At 67.5% G+C, this 15,161-nt stretch carries 19 protein-coding genes; 12 read left to right on the forward strand and 7 right to left on the reverse strand.

What is annotated here, in order from left to right; genetic code table 11:
• Nucleotides 1-32 precede the first annotated feature (32 nt).
• The 3 genes from M9917_RS16955 to M9917_RS16965 all read left to right on the forward strand — a co-directional run bounded on the left by M9917_RS16955 (nucleotide 33) and on the right by M9917_RS16965 (nucleotide 2,023).
• A complete protein-coding gene (locus M9917_RS16955) occupies nucleotides 33-845 on the forward strand; it encodes a fumarylacetoacetate hydrolase family protein (RefSeq protein ID WP_297255642.1) in 813 nt (270 codons plus the stop codon).
• A 45-nt stretch (nucleotides 846-890) separates the two neighbouring features.
• Entirely contained in the window at nucleotides 891-1,424 is a 534-nt protein-coding gene (locus tag M9917_RS16960; RefSeq protein WP_297255644.1) for a hypothetical protein, read from the forward strand.
• Nucleotides 1,425-1,507: 83 nt separating this feature from the next.
• Nucleotides 1,508-2,023, forward strand: coding sequence for a CreA family protein (locus M9917_RS16965; RefSeq protein WP_297255646.1), 516 nt, complete (start codon nucleotides 1,508-1,510; stop codon nucleotides 2,021-2,023).
• Nucleotides 2,024-2,029: 6 nt separating this feature from the next.
• Here the strand turns inward: M9917_RS16965 and M9917_RS16970 are convergent, their stop codons facing one another.
• Complete coding sequence (locus tag M9917_RS16970; RefSeq protein ID WP_297255648.1) at nucleotides 2,030-2,359, reverse strand: hypothetical protein; 330 nt, start codon at nucleotides 2,357-2,359, stop codon at nucleotides 2,030-2,032.
• A gap of 323 nt (nucleotides 2,360-2,682) precedes the next feature.
• Between M9917_RS16970 and cysS the strand changes: the two genes are divergently transcribed.
• The 3 genes from cysS to M9917_RS16985 all read left to right on the forward strand — a co-directional run bounded on the left by cysS (nucleotide 2,683) and on the right by M9917_RS16985 (nucleotide 6,269).
• Nucleotides 2,683-4,143, forward strand: a complete 1,461-nt coding sequence (cysS, locus tag M9917_RS16975) for a cysteine--tRNA ligase (RefSeq protein ID WP_297255650.1) — start codon at nucleotides 2,683-2,685, stop codon at nucleotides 4,141-4,143.
• Nucleotides 4,140-5,738 carry a citramalate synthase gene (gene cimA, locus M9917_RS16980; RefSeq protein ID WP_297255652.1) on the forward strand — a complete coding sequence of 533 codons (1,599 nt, stop codon included), beginning with the start codon at nucleotides 4,140-4,142 and terminating at the stop codon, nucleotides 5,736-5,738. The genes cysS and cimA overlap by 4 nt, the downstream gene beginning before the upstream one ends.
• Before the next feature lie 183 nt (nucleotides 5,739-5,921).
• Nucleotides 5,922-6,269, forward strand: a complete 348-nt coding sequence (locus M9917_RS16985) for a hypothetical protein (protein WP_297255653.1) — start codon at nucleotides 5,922-5,924, stop codon at nucleotides 6,267-6,269.
• Between the two features lie 7 nt (nucleotides 6,270-6,276).
• Here M9917_RS16985 and M9917_RS16990 read toward each other — a convergent pair whose 3' ends face one another.
• Both M9917_RS16990 and M9917_RS16995 read right to left on the reverse strand, forming a co-directional pair.
• Nucleotides 6,277-7,431, reverse strand: a complete 1,155-nt coding sequence (locus M9917_RS16990) for a helix-turn-helix transcriptional regulator (RefSeq protein WP_297255655.1) — start codon at nucleotides 7,429-7,431, stop codon at nucleotides 6,277-6,279.
• A gap of 208 nt (nucleotides 7,432-7,639) precedes the next feature.
• Complete coding sequence (locus M9917_RS16995) at nucleotides 7,640-7,981, reverse strand: hypothetical protein (protein WP_297255657.1); 342 nt, start codon at nucleotides 7,979-7,981, stop codon at nucleotides 7,640-7,642.
• Nucleotides 7,982-8,163: 182 nt separating this feature from the next.
• Between M9917_RS16995 and M9917_RS17000 the strand changes: the two genes are divergently transcribed.
• Genes M9917_RS17000 through M9917_RS17010 form a run of 3 tightly spaced genes read left to right on the forward strand, consistent with a single transcriptional unit; the run spans nucleotide 8,164 to nucleotide 11,755 of the window.
• Nucleotides 8,164-10,074 carry an ABCB family ABC transporter ATP-binding protein/permease gene (locus M9917_RS17000; RefSeq protein ID WP_297255659.1) on the forward strand — a complete coding sequence of 637 codons (1,911 nt, stop codon included), beginning with the start codon at nucleotides 8,164-8,166 and terminating at the stop codon, nucleotides 10,072-10,074.
• Between the two features lie 58 nt (nucleotides 10,075-10,132).
• Nucleotides 10,133-10,873 carry a phosphatidylserine decarboxylase gene (locus M9917_RS17005; RefSeq protein ID WP_297257105.1) on the forward strand — a complete coding sequence of 247 codons (741 nt, stop codon included), beginning with the start codon at nucleotides 10,133-10,135 and terminating at the stop codon, nucleotides 10,871-10,873.
• A 45-nt stretch (nucleotides 10,874-10,918) separates the two neighbouring features.
• The gene (locus tag M9917_RS17010; RefSeq protein ID WP_297255661.1) at nucleotides 10,919-11,755 is read left to right on the forward strand and encodes a CDP-alcohol phosphatidyltransferase family protein; all 837 of its coding nucleotides are present in this window, start codon (nucleotides 10,919-10,921) and stop codon (nucleotides 11,753-11,755) included.
• A 46-nt stretch (nucleotides 11,756-11,801) separates the two neighbouring features.
• Here the strand turns inward: M9917_RS17010 and M9917_RS17015 are convergent, their stop codons facing one another.
• Complete coding sequence (locus M9917_RS17015; RefSeq protein ID WP_297255663.1) at nucleotides 11,802-12,185, reverse strand: hypothetical protein; 384 nt, start codon at nucleotides 12,183-12,185, stop codon at nucleotides 11,802-11,804.
• A gap of 297 nt (nucleotides 12,186-12,482) precedes the next feature.
• Here M9917_RS17015 and M9917_RS17020 point away from each other — a divergent pair, with 297 nt between their 5' ends.
• Both M9917_RS17020 and yacG read left to right on the forward strand, forming a co-directional pair.
• Nucleotides 12,483-13,091: a Maf-like protein gene (locus M9917_RS17020; protein WP_297257106.1), complete on the forward strand. Its 609-nt coding sequence runs from the start codon at nucleotides 12,483-12,485 to the stop codon at nucleotides 13,089-13,091.
• 67 nt (nucleotides 13,092-13,158) lie between these two features.
• Nucleotides 13,159-13,362: a DNA gyrase inhibitor YacG gene (gene yacG, locus M9917_RS17025; RefSeq protein WP_297255665.1), complete on the forward strand. Its 204-nt coding sequence runs from the start codon at nucleotides 13,159-13,161 to the stop codon at nucleotides 13,360-13,362.
• A 91-nt stretch (nucleotides 13,363-13,453) separates the two neighbouring features.
• On the opposite strand, the gene M9917_RS17030 is transcribed toward yacG, so the two are convergent.
• Complete coding sequence (locus M9917_RS17030) at nucleotides 13,454-13,756, reverse strand: c-type cytochrome (RefSeq protein ID WP_297255667.1); 303 nt, start codon at nucleotides 13,754-13,756, stop codon at nucleotides 13,454-13,456.
• 194 nt (nucleotides 13,757-13,950) lie between these two features.
• On the opposite strand from M9917_RS17030, the gene M9917_RS17035 reads away from it, so the two are divergent.
• Nucleotides 13,951-14,160, forward strand: a complete 210-nt coding sequence (locus M9917_RS17035) for a hypothetical protein (protein WP_297255669.1) — start codon at nucleotides 13,951-13,953, stop codon at nucleotides 14,158-14,160.
• A gap of 241 nt (nucleotides 14,161-14,401) precedes the next feature.
• On the opposite strand, the gene M9917_RS17040 is transcribed toward M9917_RS17035, so the two are convergent.
• On the reverse strand, nucleotides 14,402-14,689 hold the full coding sequence (locus M9917_RS17040; protein ID WP_297255671.1) for a helix-turn-helix domain-containing protein: 288 nt from the start codon (nucleotides 14,687-14,689) through the stop codon (nucleotides 14,402-14,404).
• 66 nt (nucleotides 14,690-14,755) lie between these two features.
• Nucleotides 14,756-15,091, reverse strand: coding sequence for a hypothetical protein (locus M9917_RS17045; RefSeq protein ID WP_297255673.1), 336 nt, complete (start codon nucleotides 15,089-15,091; stop codon nucleotides 14,756-14,758).
• Between the last annotated feature and the right edge of the window lie 70 nt (nucleotides 15,092-15,161).

Raw genomic sequence — 15,161 nt, forward strand, 5'->3', positions numbered from 1 at the left:
TTATTGGCGCGTTCGGAAGGGAATGGAAAGACATGAAGCTCGCCTCGCTCGCGCATGGCCGTGACGGCCGTCTCGTCGTGGTCTCGCGTGACCTGACCCGCGCCACCGACGCCTTCCCGGTCGTGCCGACCCTGCAGGCGGCGCTCGACGACTGGCCCCGCCACGCCCCGCGCCTCGCCGACCTCGCCGAAGGGCTGGAGCACGGTTCCGTCCCCTCCTTCCGCTTCCACGAGCATGATTGCGCCGCGCCCTTGCCGCGCGCCTATCAGCGGCTCGACGCGTCGGCCACAGGGGACGAACCGCAACTGTCCCGGGGCGCCAGCGACGCCTGGCTGGGCGCGCGCCGGCCCGTGCAGGCCCGCAGCGAGGGCATCGCCTTCGCGGCCCGGATCGCGGTCGCAACCGGCGACGTGCCGATGGCGGCGACCCGCGAGGAGGCGCTCGGCCTGATCCGCCTCGTCATGCTCGTCAGCGATGTCGACCTGCGCGACCGGGCGAGGCCGTCCTCGGCCTGCTCCCCGGTCGCGGTGACGCCGGACGAGCTCGGCGGCGCCTGGCAGGGCGGGCGGCTGCGCCTGCCGGTCATCGCCGAGGTCAACGGCAAGCCCGAGGTGAGCGCCGATCCAGCCTGCGATTTCGGCGCGCTGATCGCCGATGCCGCCGCGACGCGCGGCCTTTCGGCCGGCACCATCGTCACCGCCGGCCCCGTCGCCAACCGCGCGACGCCCCTCCTGCGCTTCGGCGACACCGTCCGCATCGCGATGAAGGACCTTTCCGGGCATTCGATCTTCGGCGCGATCGAGCAGGAGGTCCTGCCGCTTGGCGGCGGCCGGGCGGGCGGATAACCTTCAAGGCCCGCCAAGAGAGCTTGAGACGAGAGCCGAGTTGCCATGATCGAGACCGTGCCGTTCTATTCCAGCGTCATTCCGCTGGCCTTCTTCGTCTGGGGGCCGGTCTTGGTGATGGTGCTGTTCTGGCTCGTCGGCCTCTGGTCGAACCGGCAGGGCGTGCCGCGCATGCTGGAAAACGACTGGGACGGCTACAGCCTCGCCGATGTCGAGAAGCTGTTCACGCTCTATGGCGAGGAGAAGCGCGCCCGCTATCGCAACCGCGTGCTGCCGGCCGATGTCGCCTTCGCCTTCACCTATGCGATCATCGGCGCGCTGATCGCCGCCGGTCTTTCCCTGCGCGGCCAGCCCTGGTGGGTGGCGGCGCTCTGCGGCGGGGGCTGGCTCCTCGGCGGGCTTTGCGACGTGGCGGAGAATTTCGCCGTGGCGCGGCTGCTCGACCGCTATCCTGAGATCGCCGGCGGCGATGTCGCCTTCGCCAGCGCGATGACGCGGCTGAAGCTCGTCCTATTCTCGCTCGGCGTCATCGGCGCGCTCGCCGCCGCCTATCTCGCCTTCAAGCCGCTGGCGGGGTGATGGCCGCCTTGCGACGCCGGACTCTGGCGCGCGCCCGTCCGGCTTCCCATATCGGGGCTCCAGAATATGCCGGGAGAATGGGAATGCCGTTTCGTCGTTGGGTTCTGGCCGCGCTGGCGCTTGGCCTGTCCGGGGCCTCGCTGTCGCCGGCCGTGGCGCAGGAGGACCTGATCTTCCGCAAGTCGACCGTCTGGAAGATGCTGACGCCTAACGACAAGCTCGCCGTCTACGGCGTCGACGATCCCGCCGTCGAGGGTGTCGCCTGCCATTACACCGTGCCCGAGAAGGGCGGCGTCTCCGGCATGTTCGGTGTCGCCGAGGAGGTCTCGGAGGTGTCGCTGTCCTGCCGCCAGATCGGACCGATCAAATTCAAGGAGAAGGCCGGGCAGGGCGATGTCGTCTTCCGCGAGCGCCGTTCGCTGGTCTGGAAGAAGATGCAGATCGTGCGCGGCTGCGACGCCAAGCGCAACGTGCTGGTCTATCTGGTCTATACCGACAAGCTGATCGACGGTTCGCCGCAGAACTCGACCTCGACCGTGCCGGTCATGCCCTGGGGCGCCTCGGGCGAGCCGCCGAAATGCTCCGACTGGATCAGGTGAGGGGCGTCACTCGTCGCAGGTGATGCTGAGCGGCTCCCCGGCTGCCTGTGTCTGGCTTTGCCTGGCGAGCGTGCCGGTGAAATCCTCGCGGGCGGCGACGCCGAAGGCGACGGCCTTGCCGAAGCCTTGCGACTCGCACCAGGCATCGGCGACGATCCGGCCGCATTCGGCCCGCGACGCGATGCAGTCGGCGACGCCGTAGCCGTCGCTGGCCGGGATCAGGAAGGTGCGCTGCTCGCCGGCGGCGGCGGCCGAGCGGCCCGCCGGCATGATCGAGAGCGAGATGCCGGCGGCGACGATCCCGAGCAATCCGACGAGGGCCACGGCGCGGCGCATGAATGGATATCCTGATGGCGGCGGGCGGATGGAGAACCCGCGAATCGGAAGCATGGTTCCGTTCGGTTAAATTTGAATGAACCGCGGTGACCGTGGGGTAATGCTGCAACGCAACAACGGGCGCCCCTCTTGACGGAAAGCTCAGCGGAAGGCAATCAGTTTCGACCATGACGCGAGCCGCCATCAACCGCCGGATTTGCATTATCTGCCGCTAGCTTGCGCTGGCCGGCTGCTCACGTCCTCGTCCTGAAAACGAACCGACAACAGCGCCCCGGCCAGCGGCCAGGCGATTTTCGTTTCGTTCGTTCCAGGATTTTGCCCCGATGCAGCCGACCCTGAGGCTCTACGACACGCTGACGCGCACGAAGCGGGACTTCGCGCCGATCGATCCGGGCAATGTCCGCATCTATGTCTGCGGCCCGACGGTCTATGACTACGCCCATATCGGCAATGCCCGCCCGGTCATCGTCTTCGACGTGCTCTTCAGGCTGCTGCGCCATCTCTACGGGGCGCAGCACGTCACCTATGCCCGCAACCTCACCGACGTCGACGACAAGATCAACGCCCGCGCGGCGCGCGACTTCCCCGGCCTGCCGCTGAACGAGGCGATCGCCAGGGTCACCGAGACCACGACCGCGCAGTTCCACCGCGACGTCGACGCGCTCGGCACCTTGCGCCCCACGGCCGAGCCGCGCGCGACCGCCCATATCGAAGAGATGCGGGCGATCATCGAGCGCCTGATCGCGCGCGGCGTCGCCTATGTCGCCGAGGAGCATGTGCTGTTCCACGTCCCGGCCGTGGCCCATCTGGCCAAGGCGCCGAAATACGGCACGCTCGCCCGCCGCTCGCTCGACGAGATGCTGGCGGGCGCACGGGTGGATGTTGCCCCGTATAAACGAGACCCGATGGATTTCGTGCTGTGGAAGCCGAGCCGCGACGGCATCGATCCCGGCTGGCCCTCGCCCGCCGGCATCGCCACGCCCGGCCGCCCCGGCTGGCACATCGAATGCTCGGCCATGTCGATGGCGAAGCTGCTCGTGCCTTTCGGCGGCGGGCTCACCTGCGACGATCCGGGCAAGAATGTCTTCGACATCCATGGCGGCGGCATCGACCTCGTCTTCCCGCACCACGAGAACGAGATCGCCCAGTCCTGCTGCGCGCTCAGTGGCGGGGAGGGGCAGCCGGCCATGGCCAATATCTGGATGCATAACGGCTTCCTGCAGGTCGAGGGCGAGAAGATGTCGAAATCGCTCGGCAACTTCGTCACGATCCACGAGCTGCTGGAGACCGATACCTTCGGCGGCCGGAAGTGGCCGGGCGCGGTGCTGCGGCTCGCGATGCTGAAGACGCATTACCGCCAGCCGATCGACTGGACGGTGAAGGCGCTGGAGGAGGCGGACAAGACCTTGCAGGATTGGGCGGAGGCCGCGCAGGGCACGACGGCCTCCGAACCCTCGGCCGAACTCCTCGACGCGCTGACCGACGATCTCAACACCGCCCGTGTGCTGGCCGAGCTGCACGCCTTGCGCAAGGCCGGCGACCTGCCGGCGCTGCTGGCCGGCCTCGACCTGATCGGCGTCGCCCTGCCGGAGGTCGCGGCGCCGGCGGCGATCGCGCCGGAGGTCGAGCGCCTGATCGGCGCCCGCCTCGCCGCCCGCCGGGCGAAGAACTTCGCCGAATCCGACCGCATCCGCGACGAGCTCGCCGCCATGGGCATCGCGCTCAAGGACGGCAAGGACCCCGCCACCGGCGAGCCGACGACGAGCTGGGAGGCGAAGCGATGAGCGCCGCCCGCATCCATCTCTTCGACACGACGCTGCGCGACGGCGCCCAGACCACCGGCGTCGATTTCTCGCTCGACGACAAGCGCATGGTAGCGGGCCTGCTCGACCGGCTCGGCATCGACTATGTCGAGGGCGGCTATCCCGGCGCCAACCCGCTCGACACCGCCTTTTTCGCTGAGAAGCCGACGCAGCGGGCGAAGTTCGCCGCCTTCGGCATGACCAAGCGGGCCGGGCGCTCGGCCGCCAACGATCCGGGCATCGCCGCGCTGCTGGAGGCGAAGGCCGATGCCATCGTCTTCGTCGCCAAGAGCTGGGATTACCATGTCCGCGTCGCGCTCGGGATCTCGCTCGAGGAGAACCTCGCCGGCATCACTGAGAGCGTCGAAGCGGCGAAGGCCGCCGGCCGCGAGGTGATGCTCGATTGCGAGCATTTCTTCGACGGCTACAAGGCCAACCCCGACTACGCGCTCGCCTGCGCCCGCGCGGCCTACGAGGCCGGCGCGCGCTGGGTCGTGCTCTGCGACACCAATGGCGGCACGCTGCCCGACGAGATCGGCGCGATCGTCCGCGAGGTTGCGAAGGTCGTGCCGGGCGAGCATCTCGGCATCCACGCCCATGACGATTGCGGCTGCGCCGTCGCCAACTCGCTGGCGGCGGTGGAGGCGGGCGTGCGCCAGATCCAGGGCACGCTCAACGGGCTGGGCGAGCGCTGCGGCAACGCCAACCTCGTCACGCTGATCGGCGCGCTGAAGCTGAAGCAGCGCTATCGCGACCGCTTCGCGCTCGGCGTCGGCGAGGCGCAGCTCGCCGAGCTGACCCATGTCTCGCGCGCGCTCGACGAGATGCTGAACCGCGCGCCGAACCGCCATGCCCCCTTCGTCGGCGCCTCCGCCTTCGCCACCAAGGCCGGCATCCACGCCTCCGCCGTGCTCAAGGACCCGCGCACCTACGAGCATGTCGCGCCCGAGGCTACTGGCAACATCCGCAAGGTCCTGGTCTCCGATCAGGGCGGCAAGTCGAACCTCGTCGCCGAACTCGAGCGCATCGGCGTAACCCTCGGGCGCGACGATCCCCGCCTCAACCGCGTGCTGGAGGAGGTCAAGGACAAGGAGGCTCAAGGCTATGCCTTCGAAGGCGCCGACGCCTCCTTCTTCCTGCTGGTCAAGCGCATCCTCGGCGAGGTGCCGGATTATTTCGCCGTCGAGCGCTTCGCCGTGAATGTCGAGCGCCGCTACAACGCGCTGGGCGAGCTCGTCACCTTCTCCGAGGCGATCGTCAAGGTGAAGGTGGGCGAGGACGTGCTGATCTCGGCCGCCGAGGGCGAGGCCGGCCCGGTCAATGCGCTCGACATCGCCTTGCGCAAGGACCTCGGCCGCTACCAGTCGCTGATCGGGAGCCTGCGCCTCCTGGACTACAAGGTCCGCATCTTCCAGGGCGGCACCGATGCCGTGACCCGCGTGCTGATCGAATCGGGCGACGAGACCGGCGAGCGCTGGACCACGGTCGGCGTCAGCGCCAACATCATCGACGCCTCATTCCAGGCGCTCACCGACTCGATCACCTACAAGCTGGTCAGGGCCGGCGCGACGGCGTGAGCCGCTTTCCGTCTCCGCCGGCTCATTGCTTCGGCATCGGGCCGCTCGAGATCGCGTGAAGGAGCGCGGCGGTCTCGCCGGCCCGGCGTATTCCTCCTCCGATCGGGCGACGCCGGACCATCGGTGCCTCCCTACAAACTCAGCGGGACAGCCGACCCACGACGTACCGCAGGGAGGGCCCGCATGACCACGGCAGACGCGGCCTTTTATCTGTTCAGCTTCTTCAACGTCCTGCGGGTATTCTCGTATTTGCCGCAGATTGTCCGCGTCGCGCGCGACAGCACGGGCGCTGCCGCCATTTCCTATTGGACATGGGGGCTCTGGGTCGCGGCGAATACATCGACGGCCGCCTATGCGCTCACGTCGCTCGGCGACGTGCCGCTGGCGGCGATCAACATGATGAACAGCCTGTGCTGCGGGATCGTCATCGGCCTGACCGCCTTCAAGCGGCATCGACTCTCCCGAAGCTGTCGCAGCGGCCCCGGCAAGGCCGGATCGGGCGGGTTGCTGCTCCATGTCGAGCGGCAATGAGGTGTGATCACGGTTTGGTGTCGCCGTTCACCTGATGGGCCGAGGGGAGGGACAGGAGGATACGCGTAAGCTCGTTCTGGGAGCGTATGTTCATTTTCTCGAAGCAGTGCGTGAGATGCGTCTTCGTCGTCAACGGCGATATGCCGAGAGCCTGGGCCGCCTGCGGTCCGCTCAGGCCGCTTCCGATCAGGCTCGCCACGCGCGCCTCCGCCTTCGTCAGCCCGAAAGTGGCCTGCAACACGGAGATTGCAGCGACATGGCGTATCGTCGGGTCGATGACCATCACCAGCACCCGGGCGAAGCTGACGGCTTCCCAGAGCGCGAAAGCCGGGGGCGGCAGCGGGACGGGGATGACGACGAGTGGCGCTTCGCCCGAGGAACGGGACAGGCGCAAAGGCTCTCCCGGCTCGCCGCCCTTGCCGGTCGCGACGGCGAGCGCGCTCGCCAATAGCCGCGCCAGGGCGCTCCTTTCGCTGGGGATCTCCGCCGTCAGCTGCGGCCTTTCTCCGTTGGCGTAGACGAGGCCGCTGCCGCTGCGCAGCAGCGTCTCGGCGGGGCTGTTGGCATGGACGACGCCGCCTCGCCCGTCGAGGAGGAATGCGGGATTGGGCAGGAGCTCCAGAACCTTGGTCAACTGCCTGCTGCCGTCGGCCAGCGCGCCGAGGTGCAGGGTCGCGTCGACGGCCCGGTTGATATGCGGTGCCAGGCGCGCCAACTGCTTGCGCATATGTTCGATGCGGCTTTCCGCGCGCGCCGACAGGGCAAACCCCACGCCTCCCACGCCTCCACCAAAAGAAAGACTGCGATGGCTGATAGCCAGCATATCGGTGATGCCTTGCGGCAACAGAACATCGGCATGGAACGCCGTTCTTTGTACAACCTTGCGTTCAACCAGTGAACTTATGGCAACGGCTTGCTCGAATGGCTGTTTCGCCATGGTCGAGGTCCATGGATTCTGCGTATAATTTTTTAAATAGACATCCGTCAAAACAGGATCGAGGCGCCCGACGACCATCATGCCGTTGCCGCCCGGGGGAGGATTGTAGATCAGTTGTCCGCCAAGGCAGCCCAGATAATCGGAAATCCTGATCAGCGTGCGAGGCCATTGGTTCGGATCGGCGAGCGCGGCATAGATTTCGTGGAGCAGGGCTTCGTACGCCATCGCAAACCCCGGTTTCGTTGCGCCGGGCAGGGCTGTCTGTCGCCGGCGCCCGGCCTGATGGTCCCGATGTCAGGTTAGGACGAGCGCTTTCCGGACTGCCTCCCCCGATCGGAGGAGGCGCATCCTCGGAAAGCCGTCAGCGCGCCTCTCGCGCCGGGTCGAGAAGGCCGGAATCCCTCAGCCGCCGGGAGGGGAGGCGGGAACGGCGTCACTCCGTCAGCCGGATCACGCGGTCCTTGCACAGATCCATGCCGTCGGCATCGGTCTCGGCCTCGTCGGCGAACTTGCCCAGGATGAAATAGCTGCAGCCCTGCGGCTTGTTGAGCTTGAGCGTCGTGCTCTTGCCGGGCGCCAGCGGCTTGGCGAGCTTGGCGACGAGGCGGGACTGCTCGCCGGTGGTGGCGATCTCCAGGCTTTCGAGCGGCACGGCGCGCTGGTTGGTGATGGTGATCTGGGGGTGGGGCCTGGCGCCCTGCGCCAGGGCGGGCAGGGCGATCAGGATCGCGGCGCCGATGCCGATCCCGCGGGCGACGAGTTGGTGGGCCTTCATGGTGGTTCCTTCCCCGATGTCGGGCGTTTCCCGCCCGGCCGGGATCAGACATCGCGCTTTCGGCGAGAGCAAGGCCGTTCGGGGGCAGGGGCCGCCGCGGATCGTGGAAGATCGTCGAAGATCGCCCATGCAACGGCGCGCGATTGCGCCTATATGAGCGCTCCAACTGGAATCGTTCGAATATGTCCGTGCCGTCAGCGCCGCCTCCGGCGCCGGGTTTCTCCCACTCTGCCGTCATCCAGCCCGGGTCCGGCTTCTTCGCCACCTTCCGCGCCCTCTGGCCCTATCTCTGGCCGGCTGAGCGCGCCGATCTGCGCGGCCGCGTCGTCGCAGCCTTCGCCCTGATGCTCGCCGGGCGGCTGGTGCTGATGGGCGTGCCTTTCACCTTCAAATGGGTGACGGACGCGCTCGCCGGCAGCAATGCCAGCCTCGCGCAATGGCTGCCCTGGCTCGTCGGGGCGCCGCTGGCGCTGACGGTGCTCTACGGTCTCGCCCGCGTCGGGGCTGCGGCCTTCGTCCAGCTGCGCGACGCCATCTTCGCGCCGGTCTTCATGCACGCGGTGCGCACGCTCGCGCTCCAGACCTTCGGGCACCTGCACCATCTTTCGCTGCGCTTTCATCTCGAGCGCAAGACCGGCGGTCTCACCCGCGTGCTGGAGCGCGGCCGCAACGGCATCGAGGAGATGGTCAGGCTCGGCCTCAACCAGCTCGTGCCGGTGATCATCGAGGTCGTGCTGATCGTCGCCGTGCTGCTCTATCTGTTCGACTGGCGCTATGTCGCGGTCCTGGTCGCGATGGTCACGACCTATATGACCTATACGATCAAGGCCACCGAATGGCGCATCGCCATCCGCTCGGCGATGAACGAATCCGACACCGACGCCAACGCCAAGGCGATCGATTCGCTGCTCAACTACGAGACGGTGAAGTATTTCGGCGCCGAGGCCCGCGAGACCGCCCGCTACGACCGCTCGATGGCGCGCTACGAGCGGAACTCGGTCAAATCCTACACCTCGCTCGCCTGGCTCAATTTCGGCCAGGCGGCGATCTTCACGGTGGGGCTGACGCTCTCGATGGTGATGGCGGTGCGCGGCTTCCAGGCCGGGACCAACACGGTCGGCGACCTGATCCTGATCAACTCCATGCTGGTCCAGCTCTATCTGCCGCTGAACTTCATGGGCACGGTCTATCGCGAGATCAAGCAGGCGACGCTCGACATCGGCGAGATGTTTTCGCTGATCGGCCGCGATCCCGAGATCCGCGACAGGCCGGGCGCCCTGCCGCTTTCGGTCCCGGCCGGGGAGGTCAGGTTCGAGGGTGTGCATTTCGCCTATGTGCCGGAGCGGCCGATCCTGCGCGGCGTCTCGTTCAAGGTCGAGCCGGGGCGCACCGTCGCCATCGTCGGCCCCTCCGGCGCCGGCAAGTCGACGATCTCGCGGCTGCTCTTCCGCTTCTACGAGCCGCAGGAAGGCCGCATCCTGATCGACGGCCAGCCGATCGCCGATGTGCAGCAGGTCTCGTTGCGCGCCGCGATCGGCATGGTCCCGCAGGATACGGTGCTGTTCAACGACACGATCGAGTACAACATCCGCTACGGCCGGCCCGAGGCGACGCTTCCGGAGGTCGAGGAGGCGGCGCGGCTCGCCCAGATCGACCGCTTCATCCGCACCCTGCCGGAAGGCTACGCCACCTCGGTCGGCGAGCGCGGCCTGAAGCTCTCGGGCGGCGAGAAGCAGCGTGTCGCCATCGCCCGCACCATCCTGAAGGGCCCGCCGATCCTGGTGCTCGACGAGGCGACCTCGGCGCTCGATTCCTTCACCGAGAAGGAGATCCAGGATGCGCTCGACCGCGTCAGCGAGGGCCGCACCACGCTGGTCATCGCGCATCGGCTCTCCACCGTGGTCAATGCCGACGAGATCATCGTGCTCGACAAGGGCGTCATCGTCGAGCGCGGCCATCATCGCGATTTGCTCGCGTCCGGTGGTGTCTATGCCGCGATGTGGAACCGCCAGCGCGAGGTCGACGAGGCCAAGGCCACCCTCCAGCGCGCGACGCAGGAAGAAGGGGAGAGCGTGCGCCTCAGCATCTCCTGAGGGGACGCGGCCTCTTTCCCTCCCGGCCCGAAACCCCTAAATCAGCGCAGCCTCAACCATCTGCGCGCCTCGCGCCGCCAGAACAGCGGAACCTGCCATGTCCCTCGTCGATTCCGTCCGCAAGGTGATCGTGCCCATCCACAAGGAGGGCTATGTCTTCATCGCGATCGGCCTCGTGGCGACGATCGTGCTCGCCAATCTCTGGTCGCCCTTCGGCTGGATCGGCGCGATCCTGACGGTCTGGATCTGCTATTTCTTCCGCGATCCCGTCCGGGTCACGCCGCAGCGGGAGGGGCTGGTGATCTCGCCGGCGGATGGCTGCGTCAGCCAGATCGCCCGGGCCCTGCCGCCGCCGGAGCTCGAGCTGCCGGCCGAGCCGATGACCCGGATCTCGATCTTCATGAACGTCTTCGACTGCCATGTGAACCGGGCGCCGGTTCCCGGCCGCATCCTGAAGATGGCCTATACGCCGGGCCTCTTCCTCAACGCCGAGCTCGACAAGGCGAGCGACGACAACGAGCGCAACGCGCTGGCGATCGAGACCGCCGCCGGCGCCATCGGCGTCGTCCAGATCGCCGGGCTGATCGCGCGGCGCATCGTGCCCTTCGTCAAGGAAGGCGACACGCTCGCCGCCGGCGAGCGCTTCGGGCTGATCCGCTTCGGCTCGCGCGTCGACGTCTATCTGCCGGCCGATGTCGTGCCGCTGGTCGGCGAGGGGCAAACCGCGATCGCCGGCGAGACCGTGCTCGCCGATCTTGCCGGCAACGAGCCCATGGCGCGCAGCTTCCGCGACATCTGAGGCACAAGCTAGCGCGGACCCCGAAAACCGCGTATCCCGGCTGGCATGAGCGACCTCTTTCCACCCTTCGAGCCGGAGCGCGTCGAATCGAGGCGCGCCCGCTTCAGGCCGATTCCCTTCCGGCTGATCGCACCGAACCTCGTCACGCTGCTGGCGCTCTGCCTCGGCCTCACGGCGATGCGTCTCGTCGTCGAGAACAAGCTCGAGACGGCGACGATCTGCATCCTGATCGCGGCGGCGCTCGATGGCGTCGACGGGCGCCTCGCCCGCATGCTGAAGGGCACCTCGCGCTTCGGCGCCGAGCTCGATTCCCTGTCGGATTTCGTCAATTTCGGCGTCGCCACCGGCTATGTGCTGTGGATCTTCGTCCTGCACGACCTGAAATCCGTGGGCTGGATCATCGTGCTGACGCTGGCCTGCGCCATGGCTCTCCGGCTCGCGCGCTTCAACGTGATGATCGACGATCCCGACCGCCCCGACTGGCAGAAGGATTTCTTCGTCGGCATGCCGGCGCCCGCCGGCGCGATCACCGCGCTGCTGCCGGTCTATCTCCACATCATCGGCGTTCCGGTGCAGGACTACGGCGCGCTCTTCGTCGGCCTCTACATCCTGTTCATCGCCTTCCTGACGATCTCGCGCATTCCCTGCTATGCCGGCAAGACGCTGGGCATGCGCATTCCGAGGACGCAGGTGCTGCCGATCTTCGTCGCCGTCGTGATCGTGGCCGGGCTGCTCTTCGCCTACACCTTCGAGGTGCTGGCGATCGTCGTCATCGCCTATCTCGCGCTCATTCCGGTGAGCGTCGCCCGCTACCGCAGGCTGGAGCGCGCGCACGCGCTGGCGCCTCCCGCGGCGGCGGCAACGCCCGACGGCCCGGCCTGATCAGCCGCCTTCCCGAAATGCGCCTTCCCGGAATGACAGGGGAGTTCTAGCGGCGAAACCGGCCGAGGCGGGTGGCGTTGGCGCGGGTGCGCCGGGCGAAGGGTTCCAGCGTGCTGTCGGCGACCCGGACCGCCGCCGCCGTGAGATCGAAGCGGCCGGTCGGGTTGAGGGTGAAGCTCCACCAGAAGGCGGTCGTCGCCTGGGTGGCGGCGAAGCTGCTCTCGACCACGGCCAGCATCTTCTCGATCACCGCCTTGGCGGCCTCGCGCTGGCCGCGGCTGTCGCCGAAGGCGCCCTTCATCAAGAGCGGCATCCGCATCGCGATGGTGAGGCTCGCTTCCGCATGCATGGTCACCAGGCGCGCCGCGAAGATCTGCGCCTCCACCCCGGTCGCCAGCGCGGAGTCCGTCGATTGGCGCGGTTGCGGCATGATGGGGGACTCCGGAAGGCCGATGGAACAGGGGGCGGAACGCCGAGGGGGAAAGAAAGTCTGCCGCCAACGGCCGCGCTTGGCAATGCGTGGTATACCAGCCTGCCATGCAGCCGGTGACAATCACTCAACCCGGCGGTGACCGGTCCGGTTCCGGGAAACGCGCCACGGACGGATTTATCGGGGCGCGGAAATGCTCTAAAGGCTCTCCCGGTGCCGATCCCTCCCGGCACCGGAATCGTCTCGGATGGCAGTTTGAGCTTCTTCTCTTCCCCCAAGCATCCCGGCTGGCGGCCGATGCTCGTCCTCGCCTCGGCCTCGCCGCGCCGTCTCGCGCTCCTGGAGCAGGCGGGGCTGAAGCCGGATGCGCTCCTCCCCGCCGATCTCGACGAGACGCCGCACAAGGGCGAGCGCCCGCGCGATCTCGCCCGCCGCCTGGCGCGCGGGAAGGCCGAGGCCGCGCGCGAAGGCGCCCGTGCTCGCGCCGATCTCGAGGGCTGCTACATCGTCGCCGCCGATACGGTCGTGGCCGTCGGCCGGCGCATCCTGCCCAAGGCCGAGATCGTCGACGAGGCGGCGGCCTGCCTGCGCCTGCTCTCCGGAAGGGCGCACCGTGTCTATACCGGCGTCGCGCTGGTGACGCCGTCGGGCGCGATCCGCGACCGCATCGTCGAGACGCGGCTGCGCTTCAGGCGCCTTTCCACCGAGGACATCGAGCATTACCTTGCTTCGGGCGAGTGGCGCGGCAAGGCGGGCGGCTACGCCATCCAGGGCATCGCCGGCTCCTTCGTCGTCAAGCTCGTCGGCTCCTATACCGGCGTCGTCGGGCTGCCGCTCTACGAGACGGTGAACCTTCTCGGCGGCGAAGGTTTCCCCATCCGCTTCGGCTGGATGAACGCCGCCTGAGGCGGGGGCGGCTCGCGCGGCCCTTCGATCGGCCGTATCGTCGTCGATGGAGGCATCGCGCATCAGCATGACCGAATCCGAAAAGGCGCCCCCGGCCGCGAGGCCCTGCCCGATCTGCGGCAAGCCGGCGCTCGCGCGCTTCCGGCCGTTCTGCTCGGCGCGCTGCGCCGACATCGACCTCGGCCGCTGGCTCAAGGGCAACTACGTGATTCCCGGCGAGCCGGTCGACGAGGCGGACGAGGTCCCGCAACAGCGCGAGCGCGAGGACTGAGCGCAGGTCCGGAAAACAGCAGGGAGCCGGCGTTTCCGGCGGGATCTGCACCGCGGCCGCTCGTCCGGCGCGGTTCCGGCTCGCCCGAACCTCAGCGGGCCGGCTTCCACTTCCGCGAAATCCGGCGGATATAGGCCACCAAGCCATCCGTTTCGTAAGAAAGCATCCTGAACTCCGGCATGCCGGGATGCCTGACGACCGTGCCATCGATCAGCACGGGAGCGGGATTGTTGTCCCGATAGCGTTCCGCGATCAGCGGGAAGCGCGGCGACTTCGGATTCGGGCTTTGGCCTGTCCGGCCGATCGCATGGCATCGGCTGCAATGTTGCTGCGCCACGCGCTCCCCGATCCTGGCGCTTTCGGCATTCTCCGGACGCTGGGCGTCGGCCGGCATTGCATGAGCCGGCGCAGCCGCCATCCCGATCGTGAGCGAGGCGGCCATGACGGCGAAAACAGCAGCGAATCGCAGGTGCTGGATCATGCTCAAGCTATAGCGCGGCCGTCAGCCGCCGCAACGACCTTCGGGCCGGCACCGGCTACCGGCGCGGCACGGGCCTCATGCGGACGATCGCCTCATAGGAGGCCGCGGTGATCGCGCAGCAGTCCGCATGCCTGGAGGGTTCGACAGTCTCCGACTTGTCGGCGGTCTTCAGCGAGAAGCGAATATCCGCAGCTGCGGCCGAAACGGTCTTATCCACACAGAGGGATGCGGAGCTTCAGGCCGGCGGCTCGGCTTTCACATCGGTGGGGATGCGCCTGCGTTTCATGCGAAAAGGCATTCTCGCTCACCGTTGTTGACCAGTACGGCGAGGCTCAAGCCCTTGATCTGAGCTAACGTTCTGGCAGTCGATCGCTTTTGGGAAGGGATGGTGCCAGGGGCGGAATCGAATATATCGACGAAGAAATTGATATATCTAATAATTTATTATTTGATTGTCTTATGAGGCCAACGAAAAGGCCAACAAATCGCAGCGGTGCCTCTCGCCTCGGCCTTTTTCCGCTCGCCATAATGTCGCAGGGCCTTCGAAAATCACGAACATCAACCTTCGTCGCCCGCCGCCCCTTGCCGGGGCAGCGTTTCGATAAGGCGATCGAGGTCCGCGCGCAGAATCAGCGTGGCCCGGCCGAGCTTGCGCGGGACGATATGTCCATCGCGGATCAGAGCATAGAAGGTCGTCCGCCCGACGCCGATCAAATCGGCGGCCTCGTCGACGCGATACGCCAGCCGAACCCCTGCCCGATCGTGGCAGGCAGGACAGCGCCCCGCCGGCTCACGTTGCCCCTCGTCATCTCGCTTCAGCATGAAGGCGCCCTCGCCGGATCTCATGCTGAGCGATTCTGTGCATATCGATGCATACGACGAGAAGATTTTTCGGCCCGGCCTGCCACCGGGTCAATCGCGCTCTTCGCGGCGGGCCGCCGCCGTCCGCATTCGCCTCACCTCGCGAACCACCATCCTCCGGAACGCCTGCGCCACGGCTGCCGCCTCGAAACCCTTTCCGGTCAATTCCCGAACGATCAGGCGCTCCCACTGAGGGCCATGCCGTTCGATATCCCGAGCGGAGCCCGAAACCACGATGCGCAGCACGGCCGCGGCGAAATCGTCGCGATCGGGCGTGCCGGCTCTCTTGAGCTTCTCGCGGTAATCGGCCTGGTAGGCCCGCTGCTTCCTCAACCGCCGGCGATAGCGGCGGGCGGCGTCGAGATCGGAACCATCATCGTCATGCACGGGCGCTCTCCCTGGTTGGCCTCGTGCTGATCCAAAGAGGGCATATCCTGGAAAGACACCAACAGATTTT

The sequence above is a fragment of the Bosea sp. (in: a-proteobacteria) genome (assembly GCF_023953965.1).
Classification (GTDB): domain Bacteria; phylum Pseudomonadota; class Alphaproteobacteria; order Rhizobiales; family Beijerinckiaceae; genus Allobosea.

Coding starts and splice junctions, on each gene's coding strand:
- M9917_RS17020 (WP_297257106.1), top strand. CDS start 12,483: ATGCTCGTCCTCGCCTCGGCCTCGCCGCGCCGTCTCGCGCTCCTGGAG.
- M9917_RS17010 (WP_297255661.1), top strand. CDS start 10,919: ATGAGCGACCTCTTTCCACCCTTCGAGCCGGAGCGCGTCGAATCGAGG.
- yacG (WP_297255665.1), top strand. CDS start 13,159: ATGACCGAATCCGAAAAGGCGCCCCCGGCCGCGAGGCCCTGCCCGATC.
- M9917_RS16955 (WP_297255642.1), top strand. CDS start 33: ATGAAGCTCGCCTCGCTCGCGCATGGCCGTGACGGCCGTCTCGTCGTG.
- M9917_RS16990 (WP_297255655.1), bottom strand. CDS start 7,431: ATGGCGTACGAAGCCCTGCTCCACGAAATCTATGCCGCGCTCGCCGAT.
- M9917_RS17015 (WP_297255663.1), bottom strand. CDS start 12,185: ATGCCGCAACCGCGCCAATCGACGGACTCCGCGCTGGCGACCGGGGTG.
- M9917_RS17030 (WP_297255667.1), bottom strand. CDS start 13,756: ATGCCGGCCGACGCCCAGCGTCCGGAGAATGCCGAAAGCGCCAGGATC.
- M9917_RS16960 (WP_297255644.1), top strand. CDS start 891: ATGATCGAGACCGTGCCGTTCTATTCCAGCGTCATTCCGCTGGCCTTC.
- M9917_RS16995 (WP_297255657.1), bottom strand. CDS start 7,981: ATGAAGGCCCACCAACTCGTCGCCCGCGGGATCGGCATCGGCGCCGCG.
- M9917_RS17000 (WP_297255659.1), top strand. CDS start 8,164: ATGTCCGTGCCGTCAGCGCCGCCTCCGGCGCCGGGTTTCTCCCACTCT.
- cysS (WP_297255650.1), top strand. CDS start 2,683: ATGCAGCCGACCCTGAGGCTCTACGACACGCTGACGCGCACGAAGCGG.
- M9917_RS16985 (WP_297255653.1), top strand. CDS start 5,922: ATGACCACGGCAGACGCGGCCTTTTATCTGTTCAGCTTCTTCAACGTC.
- M9917_RS17040 (WP_297255671.1), bottom strand. CDS start 14,689: ATGAGATCCGGCGAGGGCGCCTTCATGCTGAAGCGAGATGACGAGGGG.
- M9917_RS16965 (WP_297255646.1), top strand. CDS start 1,508: ATGCCGTTTCGTCGTTGGGTTCTGGCCGCGCTGGCGCTTGGCCTGTCC.
- M9917_RS16970 (WP_297255648.1), bottom strand. CDS start 2,359: ATGCGCCGCGCCGTGGCCCTCGTCGGATTGCTCGGGATCGTCGCCGCC.
- cimA (WP_297255652.1), top strand. CDS start 4,140: ATGAGCGCCGCCCGCATCCATCTCTTCGACACGACGCTGCGCGACGGC.